General features: G+C 28.9%; 20 protein-coding genes and 2 tRNA genes. 20 read left to right on the top strand and 2 right to left on the bottom strand.

What is annotated here, in order from left to right:
* The first annotated feature begins 4 nt into the window (after positions 1-4).
* The 17 genes from cysN (at position 5) to tyrA (ending at position 15,343) form a co-directional block, all read left to right on the top strand.
* Positions 5-1,459, top strand: a complete 1,455-nt coding sequence (cysN, locus tag GN160_RS01390; RefSeq protein ID WP_192380756.1) for a sulfate adenylyltransferase subunit CysN — start codon at positions 5-7, stop codon at positions 1,457-1,459.
* A gap of 2 nt (positions 1,460-1,461) precedes the next feature.
* Positions 1,462-2,079: an adenylyl-sulfate kinase gene (gene cysC / locus GN160_RS01385; protein WP_192380754.1), complete on the top strand. Its 618-nt coding sequence runs from the start codon at positions 1,462-1,464 to the stop codon at positions 2,077-2,079.
* Positions 2,080-2,196: 117 nt separating this feature from the next.
* Positions 2,197-2,490 (top strand): septum formation initiator family protein, encoded by a 294-nt coding sequence (locus GN160_RS01380; RefSeq protein WP_192380752.1) that lies wholly within the window; start codon positions 2,197-2,199, stop codon positions 2,488-2,490.
* 30 nt (positions 2,491-2,520) lie between these two features.
* Positions 2,521-3,255: a 2-C-methyl-D-erythritol 4-phosphate cytidylyltransferase gene (ispD, locus tag GN160_RS01375; protein WP_192380750.1), complete on the top strand. Its 735-nt coding sequence runs from the start codon at positions 2,521-2,523 to the stop codon at positions 3,253-3,255.
* Positions 3,246-3,713, top strand: coding sequence for a 2-C-methyl-D-erythritol 2,4-cyclodiphosphate synthase (gene ispF, locus GN160_RS01370; RefSeq protein WP_192380748.1), 468 nt, complete (start codon positions 3,246-3,248; stop codon positions 3,711-3,713). The genes ispD and ispF overlap by 10 nt, the downstream gene beginning before the upstream one ends.
* A 171-nt stretch (positions 3,714-3,884) precedes the next feature.
* The gene (locus GN160_RS01360) at positions 3,885-4,862 is read left to right on the top strand and encodes a peptidoglycan DD-metalloendopeptidase family protein (protein ID WP_225624852.1); all 978 of its coding nucleotides are present in this window, start codon (positions 3,885-3,887) and stop codon (positions 4,860-4,862) included.
* 834 nt (positions 4,863-5,696) lie between these two features.
* On the top strand, positions 5,697-8,333 hold the full coding sequence (alaS, locus tag GN160_RS01355) for an alanine--tRNA ligase (protein ID WP_192380746.1): 2,637 nt from the start codon (positions 5,697-5,699) through the stop codon (positions 8,331-8,333).
* Between the two features lie 224 nt (positions 8,334-8,557).
* Complete coding sequence (csrA, locus tag GN160_RS01350) at positions 8,558-8,728, top strand: carbon storage regulator CsrA (RefSeq protein WP_192380744.1); 171 nt, start codon at positions 8,558-8,560, stop codon at positions 8,726-8,728.
* A 237-nt stretch (positions 8,729-8,965) separates the two neighbouring features.
* A tRNA-Ser gene (locus tag GN160_RS01345) sits at positions 8,966-9,055 on the top strand.
* Positions 9,056-9,069: 14 nt separating this feature from the next.
* Positions 9,070-9,144: transfer RNA gene (locus GN160_RS01340), tRNA-Arg, on the top strand.
* Between the two features lie 331 nt (positions 9,145-9,475).
* Positions 9,476-10,849 carry a signal recognition particle protein gene (gene ffh, locus GN160_RS01335; RefSeq protein WP_192380742.1) on the top strand — a complete coding sequence of 458 codons (1,374 nt, stop codon included), beginning with the start codon at positions 9,476-9,478 and terminating at the stop codon, positions 10,847-10,849.
* A gap of 61 nt (positions 10,850-10,910) precedes the next feature.
* Complete coding sequence (gene rpsP / locus GN160_RS01330) at positions 10,911-11,171, top strand: 30S ribosomal protein S16 (RefSeq protein ID WP_225624851.1); 261 nt, start codon at positions 10,911-10,913, stop codon at positions 11,169-11,171.
* Between the two features lie 18 nt (positions 11,172-11,189).
* Positions 11,190-11,744, top strand: coding sequence for a ribosome maturation factor RimM (gene rimM / locus GN160_RS01325; protein WP_192380740.1), 555 nt, complete (start codon positions 11,190-11,192; stop codon positions 11,742-11,744).
* A gap of 45 nt (positions 11,745-11,789) precedes the next feature.
* On the top strand, positions 11,790-12,530 hold the full coding sequence (gene trmD / locus GN160_RS01320; RefSeq protein WP_192380738.1) for a tRNA (guanosine(37)-N1)-methyltransferase TrmD: 741 nt from the start codon (positions 11,790-11,792) through the stop codon (positions 12,528-12,530).
* A gap of 96 nt (positions 12,531-12,626) precedes the next feature.
* Complete coding sequence (gene rplS, locus GN160_RS01315; RefSeq protein WP_192380736.1) at positions 12,627-12,977, top strand: 50S ribosomal protein L19; 351 nt, start codon at positions 12,627-12,629, stop codon at positions 12,975-12,977.
* Between the two features lie 175 nt (positions 12,978-13,152).
* Positions 13,153-14,217: a 3-deoxy-7-phosphoheptulonate synthase gene (locus GN160_RS01310; RefSeq protein WP_192380734.1), complete on the top strand. Its 1,065-nt coding sequence runs from the start codon at positions 13,153-13,155 to the stop codon at positions 14,215-14,217.
* Between the two features lie 4 nt (positions 14,218-14,221).
* On the top strand, positions 14,222-15,343 hold the full coding sequence (tyrA, locus tag GN160_RS01305) for a bifunctional chorismate mutase/prephenate dehydrogenase (RefSeq protein WP_225624850.1): 1,122 nt from the start codon (positions 14,222-14,224) through the stop codon (positions 15,341-15,343).
* 81 nt (positions 15,344-15,424) lie between these two features.
* On the opposite strand, the gene GN160_RS01300 is transcribed toward tyrA, so the two are convergent.
* Entirely contained in the window at positions 15,425-16,027 is a 603-nt protein-coding gene (locus GN160_RS01300) for a prephenate dehydratase domain-containing protein (RefSeq protein WP_192380732.1), read from the bottom strand.
* A gap of 327 nt (positions 16,028-16,354) precedes the next feature.
* Positions 16,355-17,107, bottom strand: coding sequence for an outer membrane protein assembly factor BamD (locus GN160_RS01295; RefSeq protein ID WP_192380730.1), 753 nt, complete (start codon positions 17,105-17,107; stop codon positions 16,355-16,357).
* Positions 17,108-17,272: 165 nt separating this feature from the next.
* Here GN160_RS01295 and rluD point away from each other — a divergent pair, with 165 nt between their 5' ends.
* The 3 genes from rluD (at position 17,273) to murB (ending at position 22,211) form a co-directional block, all read left to right on the top strand.
* Positions 17,273-18,247, top strand: coding sequence for a 23S rRNA pseudouridine(1911/1915/1917) synthase RluD (gene rluD / locus GN160_RS01290; RefSeq protein ID WP_192380728.1), 975 nt, complete (start codon positions 17,273-17,275; stop codon positions 18,245-18,247).
* A 194-nt stretch (positions 18,248-18,441) separates the two neighbouring features.
* Positions 18,442-21,018: an ATP-dependent chaperone ClpB gene (gene clpB, locus GN160_RS01285; RefSeq protein ID WP_192380727.1), complete on the top strand. Its 2,577-nt coding sequence runs from the start codon at positions 18,442-18,444 to the stop codon at positions 21,016-21,018.
* A 143-nt stretch (positions 21,019-21,161) separates the two neighbouring features.
* Entirely contained in the window at positions 21,162-22,211 is a 1,050-nt protein-coding gene (murB, locus tag GN160_RS01280) for a UDP-N-acetylmuramate dehydrogenase (RefSeq protein WP_192380725.1), read from the top strand.
* The last annotated feature ends 23 nt before the right edge of the window (positions 22,212-22,234 follow it).

Raw genomic sequence — 22,234 nt, 5'->3', positions numbered from 1 at the left:
TTTTATGTGTATTATTAAAATAACATCAGAATATATTGAACAAAAAGGTGGTATTGAAGCATACTTGGATGCTCAACAGCATATTGGTTCGTTACGGTTTTTAACATGCGGTAGTGTTGATGATGGAAAAAGTACTTTAATAGGCCGTCTGCTACATGATAGTAGTCAGATTTGTGATGATCAATTATTAACATTACGTAATGATAGTAAAAAATATTTTGGCCATTCTAGTAATAAGTTAAACTTAGCTTTGTTAGTAGATGGTTTACAAGATGAACGTGAGCAAGGAATTACTATTGATGTTGCATATCGTTATTTTTCTACGCAAAAACGTAGGTTTATTATTGCTGATGCTCCAGGTCATGAACAATATACTCGTAATATGGTTACTGGTGCTTCTACAAGTGATTTAGCTATTTTATTGATTGATGCTCGTAAAGGAGTGCGAGAGCAAACAAAAAGACATAGTTTTATATGCATTTTATTAGGTATTCGTTATTTTATAATTGTAGTAAATAAAATGGATTTGGTTGATTTTAGCGATAATATTTTTAAAAAAATACAGGAAGATTATCTTATTTTTATTAGTAAATTTGTAGTGGATGTGAAGAATTATTTTATACCATTATCTGCTTTAAATGGAGATAATATTATAATGAGATCAAGAAATATGTCTTGGTATGATGGCAAAACGTTATTAGATATATTAGAGAATGTTGATGTAATGGATTTAAAAGATAAATTAGAAGTATCACATGTTTTACGTTTTCCGGTGCAATATATTATAAAACATGCTGATTTGGATTTTAGAGGTTATGCTGGTACTGTAGCTTCAGGAAAGATACAAGTTGGTCAATTAGTAAAGATTTTTCCTTCTGGAATTATTTCAAAAATTGATCGTATTGTTACTTTTAATGGAGATTGCCAAGAAGCATATGTTGGTGAATCGATTACTTTAGTATTAGCAGATGATATTGATATTTCTCGTGGAGATTTAATAGTAGATGTTAATGAAGAGTTAAATATAGTATATAGCGCACAGGTTGATATAGTTTGGATGTCTGAAACGGAATTATTGGTAGGGCAGATATTTACTATTAAAGTCGCCGGTAAAAAAAATCGAGCACGAGTGGAAAATATTCAATATCGAATAAATGTTAGTACTTTTGATCGTTGTATCACCGATAGTTTGTCACTGAATTCTATTGGATTGGTAGATCTAGTATTTGATGAACCTTTGATGCTTGATAAATATCTTGATAATAGGATAACTGGTAGTTTTATTCTTATTGATACATTAAGTAATAATACGGTTGGTGCAGGTATGGTGCGTGAATTATCTACAAAAAATTGTGGCAAAAAAAATGATGTTCATGCTGATTTTGAATTAGCTTTAAATTCATTAATATGTCGTTATTATCCTCATTGGGGAGTACGTAATTTATTAAAGGGTAAATAATAATGGTCAAGAATATTATTATTTCTAATAATAAAAATATTTTTTTACATCATCATTATATTCAACGGCGAGATCGTGAGCGATTACATAAACATCGTAGTATGGTGTTATGGTTTACCGGTTTATCAGGATCTGGAAAATCTACTTTAGCTAATGCTTTAGAACAAACATTATATGATGACTTAGTTAGCACTTATTTATTAGACGGCGATAATATACGACATGGTCTTTGTAATGATTTAGGTTTTAGTAATTTTGATAGATGTGAACATATGCGTAGAGTAGGAGAGTTATCAAAATTAATGTTTGATGCTGGTTTAGTTGTTTTATCAGCTTTAATTTCTCCTTATCGTATTGAACGACAATTAATACGAAATAAATTTCCTGTAGGCAGTTTCATTGAAATATTTGTTGATACACCGTTAGCAGTTTGTAGGAACAGAGATCCTAAAGGATTATATAAAAAATTTAGTGATGGTAGTATAGAGAATTTTACTGGAATCGATGGAATATATGAAGAGCCATTACATCCAGACATTCATCTTGATGGTTGTGAATTGATTGTTCATCTTGTGGATTCTATATTAAGTGAAATTAACAGATATCTTTTTAGGAAGTAAAATTTTGTTTTTGTTTGTTTTAATATTTGAATATTTCGAATTTGTAAGTTGGGATTTAGTTATAAAGTGATTATTTATTATAAAATAGGGTAGTTACGGTTTTTTTAAAATCTTAATATGATAAAGTTCGAGTTTGTATTTTTTGTATTGATAACTTATTTACAGTATTCTCTTTGGTTTGGTAAAAATGGTGTACGTGAATTATATTTAATTAGTGATTTCATTAATCATCAAGAGCATATTTCTATGAGTGTTAAAGGGAAAGTTTGTAATGATGTTCTGTTTGCCGAAATTAATGATTTGTATTTTGGATATGATTCTATTGAAGAGCGTTCACGAGTTAATTTAGGTATGATTAAAAAGGGTGAAACTTATTATCGTATAGTTTCAAATACTGCTAATAACATATGATCAATTTGTATATTGATATAAAATAGTATTATGATTTTTTTAAAAAAAAATTTACCGGACATTATAGCTGTATTGCCAGCAGCAGGTATAGGTAGACGGATGAAGTGTCGTGTACCTAAACAATATTCTATGATTGGTAATAAGACTTTGTTGGAATATTCAATAAGTACTTTAATGTGTCAGTCATGTATTAAACAAATTATAGTTGTTATTAGTAGTAGTGATCATTGGTTTCGTAAATTATCTATTTCTAATGATGCTAAAGTGGCTACTGTAATTGGGGGTAAAACACGTACCGATTCCGTCATGGCTGCTCTTAAGTATATGGATAAAGTTGATTGGGTTATTGTCCATGACGCAGTTCGTCCTTGTTTACATCAAGATGATCTTCTTCGTTTACTTGAAATAACAGTTTATTCGTGCGTGGGAGGCATTTTAGCAATACCAGTAGCAGATACTATTAAAAAAGCATGTGTAAATAGTAGCAGATTAATTGATTATACGGTGAATCGTAAAAATTTGTGGCGTGCACTTACTCCTCAGTTATTTAATTTTAGTCTTTTGAAATGCTCTCTTTCTTCTGTTTTAGAAAAAGGTTATATAATTTCTGATGAGTCTTCAGCATTGGAGTTATTTGGCTATCATCCGCAATTAATTATTGGTAGATCAGATAATATTAAAGTTACTTATCCGGAAGATTTAATTTTGGCAAGTATTTATTTATCTCAAATTAGAGAGAATGAGGAATTTTTAAAGTGCGTGTAGGTCATGGTTTTGATGTGCATAGATTTGGAGGTTGTAAGCCTTTAATTATTGGCGGTGTATTAATTCCTTTTTTTAGAGGATTAATAGCTCATTCTGATGGGGATGTTATGTTACATGCTGTAATGAATTCTTTACTTGGTGCTACTTCTCTTGGTGATATTGGTATAATGTTTCCTAATACGGATGTAAGATTTAAAGATGTAGATAGTCGTGATCTATTACGTGCTGTGTGGCAAAAAGTTCTCAATAAAGGTTATCAATTGGGTAATTTAGATATTACTATTATTGCTCAAGTGCCAAAGGTAGCGCCTTATATCTCAAAAATGCATACAAATCTTGTGTCAGATTTATGCTGTCATTCAGATTTAATAAATATCAAATCTGCAACTACTGAAAAATTAGGATTTGTTGGAAGGATTGAAGGCATTGCTTGTGAATCTATATCTTTTTTAGTGTAGTTATTATTCTTCAATCGAACTAGGCATTTATAACAATTATTCATGTTATTTATTATTAATAAATTTAAATTATTTATAGTCTAAATGTTGCTTTTTGTTCTTTTTTTTAATTATTTTTTTAATTTGTAATGTATGTTTAAAAAATGTTTTATAAAATATTTATGTAAAATAATGTGTTCTGTTACATCTTGTATATATTTGTTTGGTTGTTCACATTATTATTTTAAGTCGCCTGTAATTAAAATTAATAATGAAATAAAAAAATTAAACAATTTTAATATATCTTCAATAGAACTAGATCGTGATTATAAAAAAATTCCTAGAGGTTTTTATCGTTATTCTACTTATAAAGTGGAAAGCGGTGATACTTTATTTTATATTGCTTGGATTACAGGAAAAGATTTTCAAGTTTTGGCAAAAAAAAATAATATTAAAGAAATAGATAAATTAAAAATTGGAGACATTTTATATATAGGATATCCTAACATGTACTTGAATTATAAATTATTATCAGTTTGTCGACAGATAAATAATTATGTAAGTTTAATTATGAATATTGTGTATTTTCCATTATCTTTTTTTAAGAAAGAAATAATTAAATTAAAAAATGATTCTTTCTATATAAGATATAGTAAAGATATATTTTTCATATATTTAATACCTATTAAAAAAGTATCATTTTTTATTCAGGATAAAGATTGTATAGTGCCTCAAAATGTGAGTAAAAAAGCTGGTGTAATTGATAAAGTATTCTATTGCAGTGATAATCCGCCTATTACTAATATTCATAAATGGTGTTGGCCTGCTCATGGTAAAATTATTGATTATTTTTCTTCTAATGAAATAGGAAATAAAGGAATTGATATTTCTGGATTCTTAGGTCAACCTGTATTAGCTACTACTGCCGGAAAGGTCATTTATGCTGGTAGCGCATTGAGAGGATATGGTAATTTAGTTATTATTCAACATAATAATGATTGGCTTAGTGCTTATGCTCATAATGATACAATATTAGTTAATGATCAGGAAAAAGTTCAGGTAGGACAGAAGATAGCAACTATGGGTAGTACGGAAACTGATTTAGTAAAGTTACATTTTGAAATTAGATATAAAGGAAAGTCCGTTAATCCTTTGTGTTATCTTCCTTGATGTATGTTTATTTTTGATTTTTACAATAAGACTATGAAGGGTTTTATTTATTAATTTTTAATTAATGATTGTTTTGTTTGTGAAAATTATTTTATTTTAATCTTTAAATGTATTTGTTTGTATAGTTGGATTATACACGATGGGGTTTTGTGAGTTTAAACATTATTAGATAATTAATGGTTTTGATATGACTAAAATTAATAGTTTATGTTATTTGTTTTATTTATAGTTATATTAGTTCGGAAATATTTTAGATATATTTATGTTTAACTTTTTTTTATATTTTTATTGTTAGTTGTTTGTTTATTTTGTTAGTAATTGTTAGATCTTATTTTAAGATTTTAGTATTTATTCTCATTATTTTATTTTGTGAATACATTCTACAAATTGTGAGCGTAATTTATAAGGTAAAAATCTTTTTATTGTTGAATTATTGCAAATTGCTCAATATTGATAAGGTTAAATAAATTATATAAATGTTATTGTTTTATTTATAATCTAAAATTATATTTAATTCAAACTACAGTTTTATTAAATGATTTAAAAGTTGTTTTTCTGACTTAGTTTTTGTAGAATCGACCAGATATTTGTATGTTTAATTTAAATTGTACTTACATCTTGGCTTTTGTCTATTTTAAAATGTTCTTAAATGTTAAGAGCTGTAGGTTTTATAGTACAGGTTGGTCGTAAGATAAGCGTTATATATGATTATAGTTGTTTCAATGAAAATTAAGAGTTTATCATATTAATATAATATTTAATTGTTGTTTGCGATAATTTAAATAGAATCTGCTTTAACAAAGGTTTAAGATTATTAGTCTTATTGAGATTAAGATGACCAAAAGCACTACTGAAATTCGTCAAGAATTTTTGAATTTTTTCCAAGATAAAGGGCATAAAATAGTACCTGGTGGTTCGTTATTACCTATAAATGATCCAACCTTATTGTTTACTAGTGCTGGTATGAATCAATTTAAAAATATTTTTTTAGGTTTAGAACGCAGCTTGTATCAGCGTGTTGTTACTGTCCAACGTTGTATGCGTGCTGGAGGTAAACACAATGATTTAAATAATGTAGGATATACATCTTGTCACCACACATTTTTTGAGATGTTAGGTAATTTTAGTTTTGGTGATTATTTTAAATATGATGCAATCAAATTTGCATGGGAATTATTAACTAGTAAACATTGGTTCAATTTATCTATTGATAAATTGTGGATCACAGTCCATGTTTCTGATAATGAGTCTTATAAAATATGGTTAGATGAAACAAATGTTTTACCTCAACAAATTATTCGTATTGGTGACAAAAGAAAAGATAGAACATATGATTCTAATAATTTCTGGAATATGGGTGATGTTGGTCCATGTGGTCCTTGTTCGGAAATTTTTTACGATCATGGAGCTCATATTTTAGGAGGTCCACCAGGAAGTTCGGAAGAAAAGGGAGATCGTTATGTTGAAATTTGGAATTTAGTTTTTATGCAATTTAATCGTCAAATTAGTGGAGAATTATTACCTTTACCTATACCATCAGTAGATACTGGTATGGGGTTAGAAAGAATTTCTGCAGTTTTACAATCGGTTGATAATAATTATAAAATTGATTTATTTAGAAATTTAATTATTGCTATATCTCAAATAATTGGTGTAAGTGATTTAAATGGAGTATCTTTACGTGTAATTGCTGATCATATTCGTGCGTGTATCTTTTTAATACATATTGGAGTTATTCCTTCTAATGAAGGACGAGGATATGTTTTAAGACGTATTATTAGAAGAGCTATTCGTCACGGTAGATTATTATGTATTAATAATATTTTTTTACATAGATTAGTTGAACCTGTTATTGCAATCATGAACGATCTAGAACCTGAGTTTTTTGCTCAAACAAATTTTATAAAAGAAGTTCTATTTTATGAAGAAAAACAGTTTTCTAATACGTTACGACGAGGATTAGATGTACTAGATATTGAGTTATCAAGATTAAATGGTCATGTTTTAGATGGCAAGAAGGCGTTTTATTTTTATAGTACTTATGGCTTGCCTCTAGAATTTACTGTAGATGTTTGTCATGAGCGTGGTTTGAAGGTTGATACATTAGGATTTGAAAATGCTATGTTAATGGAACAAAAGTCTACACGTAGCGCTAATATTTTACATCCTAACAGAGATTATGTTTCAGTTATTAATCAATTTACTAGGTTTATTGGTTATGATCAGTCTGAATGTGTCGCTGAAATTGTTGCTTTATTTAAAGATAATCAATCAGTAGAAAAAATTAATGTCAATGAGGAAGCTCTTATTGTACTTGATTGGACGCCTTTTTATGGTGAATCAGGCGGTCAAATTGGGGATTGTGGTGAGTTAAAATCTTTGTTGGGTTGTTTTTTAGTAATTAATACTCAAAAATATGGTCAGGTAATTGGGCATTTAGGTCGAGTTACTTATGGGTCCTTAAAGGTTGGTAATAAGGTAACAGCTAAAATTGATAAATTATATAGATTGGATATTTCTTTAAATCATTCTGCAGTACATTTATTACATTCTGCATTATGTTGTATATTAGGTAATGGTATTTTTCAAAAAGGTTCATTTGTTAATAGTCAGTATTTGCGTTTTGATTTTTCTCATAATAAAGCAATTAATCAGGATCAAATTTACTTAATAGAAGATCTTGTTAACCAACAAATTAGGCGCAATCTTTCTATTGTGACTGAGATTATGTCATTAGATGCAGCTCTTAATAAAGGTGCCAAAATTTTAATAAATGAAAAATATAATGATCAAGTACGAGTGTTAATTATAGGGGAGTTTTCTATTGAGTTATGTTGTGGAACACATGCTTCTCGTACTGGTGATCTTGGTTTGTTTATTATTAAAAAAGAACGTTCAATTGCTTCGGGTATACATAGAATAGAAGCAATAACGGGCAAAGTGGCGTTGTCTTTTTTAAATATAAATAGAATTACTTTATTTAAGATATCTCAAATATTGAAAGTAGATAATAAGAATATAGTTAAAAAAATAGATGGTTTATTGTATCGCTCATTACAATTAGAAAAAGAAATCAAGTTATTGAAAGATGAAAATGATTCAGCGAAAAGTATATTTTTAGTGGATCATGTACGTTATATTAAGGGCATAAAAACATTACTCTATCATCTAGATAATGTTTCATTAGATGAATTGCGAAATATAGTTAATCGTCTTAAACATCGGTTAAAGTCGGTAATTATTGTTCTTGCTGTTACAGATAAACACGGTGAAGTTCATGTAATAGTAGGAGTAACTGAAGATTTATTTCACTGCATTGATGCTATAAGAATCATAGACTTTTTATCTAGTAAAATGGGTGGTAAAGGCGGTGGAGGTCCGGGTTTCGCTCAAGGTGGTGGTTACAGCAACAAGCAATTGTTGCAAACAACTTTAATTGCTGTAGATGCTTTGTTAGCTATGAGTTTATGAAAAGATAACTTCAATGGTTATGTTTTAAATTATCCTTAATTATTAATTTTTTAAAATTTCTATATTTTTATTTGTATGTAAAATAAGATTATTTATGTTATTCTAAAACACATTATTTTATTTTATTTGATTTTTTTATTTTAAACTTATGAAGATTTGGTTTTATTATGATAATAGCAAATTGGAAGGATTGATTATATTTTGATATTTCAAGGAGTGTAAGTATGCTTATTCTTACTCGACGAATTGGTGAAACTCTTATGATTGGAGATGAAGTTACAGTTACTGTTTTAGGTGTTAAGGGCAATCAGGTACGTATTGGTGTAAACGCCCCTAAGGAAGTATCTATACATCGAGAAGAAATTTATCAGAGAATTCAAGCTGAAAAGTTATAATAGTTTTTCTATTAGTTAGTTTTTATTAGAAGTGTAATCTCTTTAACGTTTATATAGTATAGTTTATGGCATTTTAAGGTTTATGTGATATTTATATGTTTCTTTTGTAGTAATTTTATTTAATATTTGAATATTGTATAATAAATTCTCTGTTTATTTTTTAGGGTTAATGTTTATTATATAACATGAATCAATTATTGATTAATAATTTATATTAATGTAATATTGTTAGGTTTAGGTGAGGTGGTCGAGAGGCTAAAGGCGCTCCTCTGCTAAGGGAGTATATAGTATGAAGCTGTATCGAGGGTTCGAATCCCTCCCTCACTGTTGGTATAAGTTTTGCACCCGTAGCTCAGTTTGGATAGAGTACTCGGCTACGAACCGGGTGGTCGGGGGTTCAAATCCTCTCGGGTGCGTCGTTTAAAATTGAATAAATTATTAATATTTATTATTTGTTTATTTGTTGAAATTAAGATATCTTATATTTTATTATTTCATTGTTCTTTAAATAATATTATTGTACTCTACGAGTAGTAGAGGTAGTATATGCATTTTAGGTAGATGATTTTATTGGCGTAATGTGTTATTGTTATTTTTAGTTCTTTCATGTATTCTGGCTTTTATATACAGAGTAATTTTAGTTAGGGTGCTTTTTGGTCTTCTTATTGAAGAAGGTTAGATGGTGTATCTGTTTTTTATTTATCATGTTAATATCTAGTAAATTAATTGTGGATTTGAGTAGATTTTATGTTTGAAAATTTATCTAATAGATTATTGAATTCTTTACGTAAAATTAGAAGTCCTATTTTACTTACGGAAGATAATGTTAAAGATACTTTGCGTGAAATAAGAAATGCATTATTAGATGCTGATGTGGCTTTGCCAGTAGTATATAATTTTCTTAAATTGGTTAAAAAGGATGCTGTAGGGAAAAAAGTTAGTAAAGGGTTCACTCCCAGTCAAGAATTAATTAGAATTATTCGTTCTTCTTTGATAACGGCGATGGGGGGGGAGAGTATTGATAAGAGTTTGAATTTATTTGGAAAAGAATTGCCAAGAGTGATGTTTCTTGTAGGATTACAAGGAGTAGGAAAGACCACTACTATAGCGAAGTTAGGTAAATTTTTAAAAAGTAAAAAAGATAAGAGAGTTCTAGTAGTATCCGTCGATGTGTACCGTCCAGCAGGTATTAAGCAATTAGAGACTTTGGCTCTTAAAGGTGGTATTGATTTTTTTCCTTCCAATCTAGAGCAAAAACCTATAGATATAGTTAATTTGGCCTTAGATACAGCTAAATCTAATTCGTATGATGTGTTATTGGTTGATACTCCGGGTTGTTTACCTATAAACAGAGGTTTAATATCTGAGATAGTTAATATTCATAAGGTTATTAAACCTGTAGAGACTTTATTTGTAGTAGATTCTATGATTGGTCAGGATGCTGCAAATATTGCTAGTTCATTTAATTCATTGTTACCGTTAACCGGAATTATACTTACTAAAGTAGATGGTGATGCACGAGGTGGAGCAGCTTTTTCCGTATATCATATAACCAGAAAGCCAATAAAATTTATTGGAGTTGGAGAAAGTATTAATGAGTTGGAACCATTTTATCCCGAACGTTTAGTTAGTCGACTTTTAGGTATGGGTGATATATTTTCTTTAGTTGAAGATATTAAAGATAATGTAGATGAGTTATCAGCAAAAGAGTTGGTTGATAAAGTTAAAAGTGGTAATGATTTTAATTTAATTGATTTTACAAATCAATTAAAGCAATTACGTAATATAGGTGGTATAGTCAAGATAATTAACAGATTGCCAGGTGTTTCTTATTTACCTGAAAATATAAAATCTAAGATAGATGATAAGTTTTTTGATCGTATGGAGATTGTTATTAATTCTATGACTATGCGTGAACGTAATGAACCTAAAATTATCAAAGGATCACGTAAGCGACGCATAGCATATGGAGCAGGTGTAAATGTTCAAGACGTTAATAAATTATTACAGCAATTTTTTGATATGCAATATATGTTAAAAAAAATTAATAAATTTAGCACTTCAAAGACATTACAAATGTTACAAAAGAATATGTTTTCTATTTTTGGTAATAAACGTTGATTTATAAATTTATGGCAATAAGATTGTTTACTTGAAATTCTTAAGGTATGGGATATTTATTATGGTAGTAATACGATTGTCTCGTGGAGGTGCTAAGAAGCGTCCGTTTTATCATGTAGTTGTTACTGATAGTAGAAGTGCACGAAATGGTCGGTTTATTGAACGAATTGGATTTTTTGATCCGATTCTTGTAGATGAAGATAATAAAAGTTTGTTTTTAGATACACGTAGGGTTACTTATTGGATAAGTAAAGGAGCTGTAATTTCTGCTAGAGTTTCTACTTTAATTAAATATGTAAAAAGAAATGATATTGTTTACTAATAGTTTATTGATGTAGTTATGCAAATAAATGATAATTTTTTTATTGATTCACCCAAGCATCCTATAGTATTAGGAAAAATTAGTAAAGTTTATGGTGTTAAGGGGTGGCTAAAAGTTATTTCGTTTACTGAAAAAATTTGTAATATTTTTAATTATCAACCGTGGTTTATTTATTTATTTCATAGTTGGCGTTCTTTTTATTTGGAAAATTGGCGTTATCATGATAAAAATTTAATTGTTAAGATTAAAAGCATTAAAGATCGTGATGCAGCTACTGTTTTAATTAATCGTAAAATAAATATCGATATTTCTCAGTTACCTGTTCTTAAAAATGAAGCATATTATTGGAAAGATTTAATAGGATGTAAAGTATTATCTATAAACGGTGGTTTAATAGGAAAGGTTATAAATTTAATAGAAACTGGCGCAAATGATGTTTTAATAGTAAAATACATGATGAAGGATTTATTTAATGTAAAAGAATGTTTGATTCCTTTTATTGAAGATGAAGTAATAAAAAAAGTAGATATTATTAATCGTTTTATTAGTGTAGATTGGGATTATGCTTGTTGAGGATGTTTTATATTTAATTTTATTAAAACAATTGTATATAAACTTATGTGGATTGGTATAATAAGTATATTTCCTGAGATGTTTCGTGCTATTACTGACTTTGGAATAACGAGCAAGGCTATTAGAAGTGGTTTTTTGCATGTGGAATGTTGGAATCCTCGTAGTTTTACTAATAGTCGACGTCGAGCTGTTGATGATCGCCCTTATGGTGGTGGTCCTGGTATGTTGATGATGGCATATCCTTTAAAACAAGCCATTAGAGACGCTAAAACTAAAATAGGTAATAATCCCGTTAAAGTCATTTATTTATCTCCTCAAGGACGAAAATTAGATTATCATAGATTAAAAGAGTTATCACTTAATTCTAAGTTAATTTTGATTTGCGGTCGTTATGAAGGAATTGATGAGAGATTTATTAAAAGTGAAGTAGATTCAGAATGGTCAATTGGAGATTATGTATTAAGTGGTGGTGAATTAGCAGCTATGGTATTGATTGATGCTATGGTAAGGTTATTGCCTGGTGTTTTAGGTAATCAATCGTCTTCTGTAAGTGATTCTTTTGTAAATGGTATATTAGATTGTCCACATTATACACGGCCTAGGGTATTAGAAGATATGGAAGTTCCTTCAATTTTATTATCTGGCAATCATAAAGAAATTAGTAGGTGGCGTTTAAAACAAGCTTTAGGACGTACTTGGTTGAGAAGACCTGAGCTTTTTAAGTCTATAAAATTAAATCAGGAGCAGAAAGTTTTGTTAAGAGAGTTTCAACATGAATATAAATAAATATCTTGAAACTTATATAGTTATAAATCCTGTATTGTTGATATTTAAGTACAATATTTTTATTTGTTATTTTATTAAAATTTAAGATTCGTTGAAATGAATGAAATAATTAAAATTTTAGATCAAGATCAAATGCGACTTGTTACAGTGAACTTTTTTAAACCGGGTGATACTATTTCAGTAAGAACCTGGGTAATAGAAGGGGCAAAGAAGCGGTCACAAATTTTTGAGGGTGTTGTTATTGCTATTCGTAACCGTGGTTTACATTCCACATTTACAGTACGTAAAATTTCTAGTGGTGATGGCGTTGAAAAAGTTTTTCAAAAATATTCTCCGACAATTGAAAATATTACGGTGAATCGTCGAGGCGTCGTGCGACATGCAAAATTGTATTATTTGCGTATGCGTAGTGGTAGAAGTGCTCGAATAAAAGAACGTTTAACTTAAAATCGGATGTTTGATTAATCGGAATGTGATGTTTTATTTTTTTAATTTTTTTTATTAAAATTTCTTATGTATTAGTTTAATATTCTATGCTAGAATTACGCTGTGTATTTTGGATTAGTATTATTTATTTATTATACAAATAAATAATTTCGATTGTTCTTTTTGGATTAGTAAAATGCAAGAAAAAATATATAATTTTCAAGAATTAATTACCCCGCAGGAATTAAAAGATGAATTGCCTTTGGGAGAAAAAGAAAGTCAGAACATTTTGAATTCTCGACGAATTATTGCTGATATTTTACATGGTAAAGATCCGAGATTATTAATAATTTGTGGTCCTTGCTCTATTCATGATATAGATTCTGCAATTGATTATGCTTGTCGTTTAAAGGTTCTTTTTTCTGAGTTACAAGATAAATTGTATATTATTATGCGAGTGTATTTAGAAAAACCACGCACTGTTTTAGGATGGAAAGGTTTGATTAATGATCCTCATATGGATGGATCTTGTAATATAGTTGATGGACTGAAAATTTCAAGGAGTTTACTATTAAGATTAGTAAAAATGGGTTTACCGTTAGCTAGTGAATCTTTAGATTTAAATACACCGCAATATCTTGCTGAATTTTTTAGTTGGTCTGCCATTGGAGCTCGGACCACTGAGTCTCAAATTCATCGAGAATTAGCCTCTGGATTACAGATGCCAGTAGGTTTTAAGAATAGTACTGATGGTAATTTAATATATGCCATTAATGCTATACGTTCAGCTGCTGCGTCTCATTGTTTCATGGGCATTAATCGAAATGGTAAAATTTGCATTCTAAGAACACAGGGTAATCCGAATGGACATATTATCCTTCGTGGAGGGACTAAACCTAATTATTATCCGAAAGATGTTGCAAATTGTGAAGGTCAGTTACTAAAAGTTGGGTTGCCTTTATTCGTAATTGTTGATTGTAGTCATGGAAATTCAAATAAAGATTATCGTTACCAAGTACAAGTCGTACAATCTATATTAGACCAAATTAAGTCTGGTAATCGTTCTATTGTTGGTTTAATGTTAGAAAGTCATATCCATTCTGGCAATCAAATTTTGAAGTTACCTTTTGTTAATAAGTTACTTTATGGCGTTTCAGTAACTGATTCTTGTCTTAATTGGAGTGATACTGAGAAGTTGTTGCGTTCGTTATATGTAGAACTGCGATCAATTCTTTATGATCGTTTCATGTTATTGAATTAGTATAATGGAAAAGTTAGATTTTTTACGTAATGAAATTGATCGATTAGATAAATCATTATTAAATATATTAGCAAAGCGTCTTTTATTAGTTTCTCAAATAGGTGAATTAAAGAGTCGTTTCGGTTTGTCTGTTCATGCTCCAGATAGGGAAGAAATGATGTTTTCTTCTAGACGAAAAGAAGCCGAAGAATTGGGCATTTCACCAGATTTAATTGAGGATATATTACGTAGGGTGATACGTGAGTCTTATTTTAATGAAAACGAAAAAGGATTTAAAAATTTATGTCCATATTTACGTCCAGTAATAATTATCAGTAATGATGCTGGAATGGGTAAGTTATTTAACAGAATGTTTATTCTTTCAGGATATCAAGTTAGGTTTTTAGAAAAGGAAGATTTGTATTTAGAAGAAAAAAATTTACAAAGTGCTTGTTTAGTATTAATTATTGCATCAATATCTTTTACTAAAATAGTGATTAGTAAATTACCAAAATTAATGAATGATTGTATTTTAGTAAATGTATCTTCAATAAAAGACCATGCATTATTGGAAATAATGTTAGGTTTTCATCGTGGTCCTGTATTGACTTTACATCCCATGTTTCCTTCCGATATACAAAATATGATAAAACAGGCTATAATTTATTATAAGGGTCGTATGTCAGAAATGTGTCAATGGTTATTGGATCAAATTAGAGTTTGGGGTGTAAAATTGTATTCTTGGGATGTCATTAAACATGACAAAAATATTTTTTCTATTCAGTCTTTCTTGTATTTCATTTTTTTTGTTTTTGGTTTGCATTTAAAAGATGAGGATGTAGATTTGAAGCAAATCTTATTGTTGTCTTGTTCTATGTTTCGTGTGGAGTTGGCAATGGCTGGTAGGTTTTTTGCTAAAGATTCTCAATTTTATATAGATGATATCATAAATTCTAAAAATAATTTATTGATGATTAAGAGTTATTACCAACGTGTGGGTGAAATACTGTTTTTATTAGAAAACAATAAAATGCAGGATCTCAATGATTGTTTTGATAAGATTAAATGTTGGTTCGGGGGATACACTAAGCTTTTTTTAAAAGAAAGTCAAATTTTGCTAAAATATATAGATGATTTTAAAGAATAGTTTATGTATATTTGATACGTTTCGAATTTTGAATTTTTCTAAATTTTGATTTTGTACTTTTGTATTATTATTATTAATTATTTAAAATTTGGTTATTTTATTTTTGTATCCAATTACTACGAAGCGGGTTATATTATGTTTGTAATTAGCTAAATTAAATTTCAATATTTGTAGTCCGTAAAGAATACTTCCAAATTTACTCCCCACGGCAGCAATAGTCGGTTTTTTAAGTGTCGCCACTGTTTGCATTGCGACTGATGTGCTTTTGCAATATACAATATGCCATTGAGGAAAATGAGTTATAAAATGGCTACATTGTAGAAGGGGTTGGGGATGACTATATATTGTTTTGATCGCTTTAAATGTAATTTTATTATCATTAACTAGCATGCAATGTTGGATAGGGAGCGTTATTTCTCCTATTAAAGAAATGTAGGTGTTATTTTTCAGAATATCGTATACTTCGTTAATTGGGCCTGAAGTAGAATTTTCGATGGGTAAAATACCGTATTCTGCATTTTCATTTCTTATTGCTTGTACAATATCAATAAATTTTTTACAACTACATTCTATGATATCACCAAAATGATATATTCCATATTTTTTAGCAGCTATATGGGAATAAGATCCTTGGGGGCCAAGAAATGCTATACGAGTTTTATGTTTATTGTACTTTTTTAGCATATGTTTATTATCCAAAATTTGAAATTACTTAAATGTTTCTATCGTAATTAAATTTTAACAAAATTTTGTAGATAATGATTTATTGTGATAGTCTTAGCTTGTTTGTTTTTAAAGGTTGAGTTTTACATTATTTAAAAAACTCATTTAAGACCTATCTTAAATTATTTTTTAAAGTTTAATTTATTTCTTATTTATTTGTACTAGAATTCTATAAATTTTTAGTAGATTTGACAATAAAATTTTACTTTTACACATAATTATTATTGATATCTATTTTATTTAATAATTATTGCATTTGATGTTTAATTTTATTTGAGAACATTATGCTCAGGATTCTTTAGCAATTATGATTTGTTGTTTAATTTTGTTAGCTATTTCAGTTAAACCAAGTTGCTCATAAGCTATATAAAGGTAGTTGAGTGATTGATAAGTTATACTGGTATCCGGAAGATTGTCTATTATTTTATTCACCCTGTTTATTACGGCTATATATGCTTTTTTTGTATTATAAAATTTTACAATATGCAGTTCGTATTCAGCTATTCTATTTTTTAAAAATAAGATGTGATCGTTAACTGTAGAACGAAATTTACTATCAGGGTATTTTTCTATAATATATGTAAAATCACGGAGCGCTTCGTATGCGTATATTGGATTATGGTGGCTTGGATTAATGTTTAATAATTTATATAACAGATAGTTGTGGTTTTTATCAAGAGATAAATTAGTTAGTCCTTTAATGTAAAATACGTAATCTAAATTTGGATTATAGGGATATAGATATAAAAATTGGTTTATGGTTTTTTTTGTTAATTCTGGGTTATCAGATGTATAATAGAAATCTATTAGATTAAGTTGAGCTTGTTGTTCGCATTCAATATTTGAACATTCATCGTTTGTTTTTTTTAGTTTTGTAAGTTCTTTATTATTATTATTTTTTATAAATTTACTTGATTTAAGGCTGTGAAATTTGTTATTTGTATGATGTACTTTAGCATTTAAGCTACCGTTATTACTATGTATTAAGATAAGGACAAAAACATTAATTATTATAAAAAAATATTTTATATATATTTTCACTGTTTTATATACATATTGTTTTTAGTAATCTAAATTAACATAATTATGTTAAATTTTATATATATACAGCATGCATTTATGATCTTATAAGTGATAACTGAATAGTTAGATCTAGATAATTAAATAACAATCCTTACATTATCATTTTTTATATTGCATTTAAAGATGGATGTATGTAAAAATAACCAATATTTTATAAATAGAATTAATAAATCTCAGTCTGGAAGGCGTTTAGATCAGGCTTTGGTTTGTTTGTTTCCTTCATATTCTCGTTCACAAATAAAGAAAATGATTCTTTCTGGCAATGTCAAATTAAATAAAAAAATTGTGTTTACACCTGATAAAAAAGTTTTTTTTAAGGAACAAGTTGAGATACATGTTGCTAATGTAGATTCTAAGTTATTACAAGCTCAAAATATTGCGTTAAATATTATTTTTGAAGATCCTTATCTTATGGTAATAAATAAACCTTGTAATCTTGTAGTACATCCTGGTGCTGGTAATCCTTCAGGTACTATTTTAAATGCTTTATTATATTATTTTCCGGATATATCTGAGGTGCCGCGTTCAGGAATTGTTCATCGTTTAGATAAAGATACTACAGGTTTGATGGTGATAGCTAAAAGAAATTCTGTAAGAAATAAATTAATTGAATTGTTTAAATCTCGCAATATTAAGAGAGAATATGAAGCTATAGTTTTTGGTATTTTGAGTATTGACGGAACAATAGATCAACCTATATCTCGTCATTTAATTAAGCGTACTTGTATGATGGTTCATCGTATGGGTAAGTTTGCGGTTACTAATTATCGCGTTGTGGAGAATTTTCGTTTTCATACTAGACTTAGATTGTATCCTAATACTGGAAGAACACATCAGATTCGTGTTCATATGTCTTATATTAATCATCCTTTAGTAGGCGATCAAAAATATGGCAGAATGTGTTCTTCAATTAGAAATGCATCTGATTCACTTAATAGATGTTTACTTAATTTTAATCGACAAGCATTGCATGCTATTAGTTTACAGTTTCATCATCCCATCACTCATAATGCTTTAAAATTTGAAACTTCATTACCTAGAGATTTTGAAGAGTTAATATATGAATTGAAAAATGATCGTGATGTTAAAGGAAAATAATTTATTAAGATTTATTTTATTGTTAAATATTGTTTGATGTTGATTTATGTACTAATTAAGTTAGTTGTTGGATATTTATTAAAATATAAGCTTTAAATTGATATTGTTTTATTTAAGTATTTATTTTTTTAAATTGTAAAGGAGTGTATTTGTGTTGTGTGTAGTTACAATTTAATTTGAATGGAGAGAGATATATGCGTTTTGATCGTTTTACTAATAAATTTCAATCGGCTCTTTCTAATGCTCAGTCTATGGCTCTTGGGTTAGATAATCAATTTATTGATGAACTACATGTAATGGCGTCATTACTTAGACAAGATAATAGTAGTATTTGTTCTTTGCTTCAGTATGTTAAAGTGGACGTGTTTAAATTTAGCAATCAAATTGAGCAATTATGTCAAAAGTTACCAAAAGTAGAAGGTGTAGGAGGTGATGTTCAATTTTCTTCTGATTTAATAAAAATTTTAAATATGTGTGATAAATTAGCTCAGAAACGATCTGATAATTTTATTTCTTCTGAATTGTTCTTGCTGTCTTCATTTGAAGATTCAAGAATTTTATCTGATTTATTAAAAAAATATGGCGTGACTAGGGATAAAATCCTTCAAGGAATAGATAAGATACGTTGTGATGAAGGGGGTATACATTTTCAAGGGGCAGAAGATCAACGTCAAGCATTAAAAATGTTTACTATTGATCTTACTCAGTTTGCAGAACAGGGTAAATTAGATCCAGTAATTGGTCGAGATGAAGAAATTAGACGTACTGTACAGGTTTTGCAAAGACGTACAAAGAATAACCCTGTGCTTATTGGTTCTCCTGGAGTAGGAAAGACGGCTATTGTAGAAGGATTAGCTCAGCGTATTGTGAATGGTGAAGTGCCAGAAGGATTAAGAAATAATAGGGTTCTTTCATTAGATATGGGAGCTTTATTAGCTGGAGCTAAATATCGAGGTGAATTTGAGGAACGTTTGAAAGGTGTTTTAAACAGTTTGTCCAAACAAGAAGGTAGTATAATATTATTTATTGATGAATTACATACTATGGTTGGTGCTGGTAAAGTTGATGGAGCTATGGATGCTAGTAATATGCTTAAACCTAGATTGGCGCGTGGCGAATTACATTGTGTAGGGGCTACAACTCTTGATGAATACCGTAAATATATTGAAAAAGATGCTGCATTAGAAAGACGTTTTCAAAAAGTATTTATAGTCGAACCTACTATTGAAGATACGATTGCCATTTTGCGTGGATTAAAAGAACGTTATGAATTGCATCATCATGTACAAATCACTGATCCAGCAATTGTAGCTGCAGCGACACTTTCTTATCGTTACATTACTGATCGTCAATTACCAGATAAAGCAATTGATCTTATTGATGAAGCTGCTTCCAGTATTCGCATTCAGATGGATTCTAAGCCAGAAGAATTAGATAGATTAGAGAGACGCATTATCCAATTGAAATTAGAAAAACAAGCATTAAAAAAGGAATCGGATGAAGCTAGCTTGAAACGTTTGGAGATTCTTAATAATGAATTAACGGATAAGCAACGTTCTTTTTTTGCTTTAGAAAAAGATTGGCAAGAAGAAAAGCATTCTTTATTAAGTACCCAATTTTTAAAATCTGAGATAGAACAAGCGAAAATTTTAATGGAAAAAGCTCGTCGTGTTGGCGATTTAGCTCGTATGTCTGAATTACAATATGGTAAAATTCCAGAAATAGAGAAAAAATTATCGGTTATTTTACAGTCCAAAGACAAAAATATGAAATTATTGCGTAATCGAGTAACGGATGTAGAAATAGCTGAAGTGTTAGCTCGTTGGACTGGAATACCAGTATCTAGAATGTTAGAAAGCGAAAGAAATAAGTTATTACGTATGGAAGAATCGTTACATAAAGTAATAATTGGTCAAAATGAAGCTGTAGAAGCTGTTTCAAATTCTATAAGACGTAGTCGCGCTGGTTTAGCTGATCCTAATAGACCTATTGGTTCATTTATGTTTTTAGGCCCTACTGGTGTTGGAAAGACAGAATTGTGCAAAGTATTAGCATATTTTTTATTTGATACTAACAACGCTATGTTGCGAATAGATATGTCTGAATTTATGGAAAAACATTCTGTTTCAAGATTACTCGGTGCACCTCCTGGTTATATTGGTTACGAAGAAGGTGGATATTTGACTGAAGTTATACGTCGACATCCTTATTCTGTAATTTTATTAGATGAAATTGAAAAAGCACATTCAGATGTGTTTAATATATTATTGCAAGTATTAGATGATGGTAGATTGACTGATGGACATGGCCGAACGGTAGATTTTCGTAATACTGTAATTATTATGACTTCTAATTTAGGTTCAGATATTATTCAAGAACGTTTTGATCAATTTGATTATCAAGAAATGAAAAATTTAGTATTTAATGTAGTTAACTCTCATTTTCGTCCAGAATTTGTTAACAGGATAGATGAAGTAGTAGTTTTTCATCCTCTTAATAATGATCATATTATTAAGATAGCAGAAATTCAATTGAATAGTCTTTGTAAACGTTTGGAGGAAAAAGGTTATTCAATTATAATAGATTACAGTGTATTAGAATTTCTCGGCAAGATTGGTTTTGATCCAGTTTATGGTGCTAGACCATTAAAGAGAGCTATTCAACAAGAGATTGAGAATCCTTTATCTCAACAAATTCTTTCTAATTCTATAATACCTGGAGAAAATATTAAATTAATTTTACAAAATAACCGTATAGTGGCTGTTCAATAAATTTTTGGAATATTTGATCGTCACACCTATTAATTATAAAATAATTAATAGGTGTGACGATCAAATTTAACTCAATGTTTTATTCTATATTGGCATTTATTTAATATAGGTATAATTATGAATTTTAATATTTGAATTAAGTTATGTGTATATTTAATAAGGTAACTTTGAAATATTTTAATACTTTTTCTATTGATGTATCAGCCGAAAGTATTAAGGAAGTTTATAGTGAAAGTGAACTTTTAATATATTGGCGGCAGGCTACTCAGAATAATAAATCAGTGTTATTATTAGGGGGCGGTTGTAATGTTTTATTTTTAGAAGATTATAATGGTGTTGTGTTGTTGAATCGTATAAAAGGATTATTAGTGCATGAATCTAGTAATTTTTGGCATTTGCATATCGGAGCAGGAGAGATTTGGCATCAGCTAGTTGTTTATAGTTTATTTCGAAACATGCCTGGTTTGGAAAATTTAGCATGGATACCTGGTTATGTGGGAGCTGCTCCTATTCATAATATTGGAGCTTTTGGTGTTGAATTACAGCAATTTTGTGAATATGTAGATGTTTTACAGTTAAATAATGGAGAAAAAATTCGCTTCATGTCTTTTGATTGTAAGTTTGGATATCGTGATAGTATATTTAAAAAAAAATTCTACAAATATGCTGTTGTTGCTGTTGGATTAAAAATTTCTAAAATTTGGCATCCTGTCCTTAATTATAGATCATTACGTAGTTTAAATGTTAGCGAAATTTCACCTATTCAATTGTTTCGTTTTATTTATGATTTACGTTGCAGGAGTATACCTGATCCTTCGGTAATTGGAAACGCTGGCAGTTTTTTTAAGAATCCAATTGTTGATAGGAATATAGCTGATAACTTATCTAATTGTTACCCTGATATGCCATGTTCCTTTCAGTGTAATGGAAAAGTGAAATTATTTGCAGCTTGGTTAATAGATAGTTGTCATTTAAAAGGTTATCGGCTAGGTAATGCGGGAGTTTACAGTAAGCAATCTTTAGTTTTAATTAACAGTAATCAGTGTGCTACAGGCATTGAGATTGTTAAATTAGCTTGTTTTATTCGTAATAGAGTTGCTGATAAGTTTTCAATTTGGTTAGAGCCAGAAGTAAGATTTATTGATGCTCATGGTGAAATCGATGCAATTAAATTATTTAATGAATTATGTTAGTGTATTTTATTAATGTGGATTTC

It is taken from the genome of Blochmannia endosymbiont of Colobopsis nipponica (genome assembly GCF_014857065.1).
In the GTDB taxonomy this organism is placed as follows: Bacteria; Pseudomonadota; Gammaproteobacteria; order Enterobacterales; family Enterobacteriaceae; genus Blochmanniella.
The sequence above is the reverse complement of the archived record's forward strand: the minus strand, read 5'-3'. Positions and strand labels throughout refer to the sequence as shown.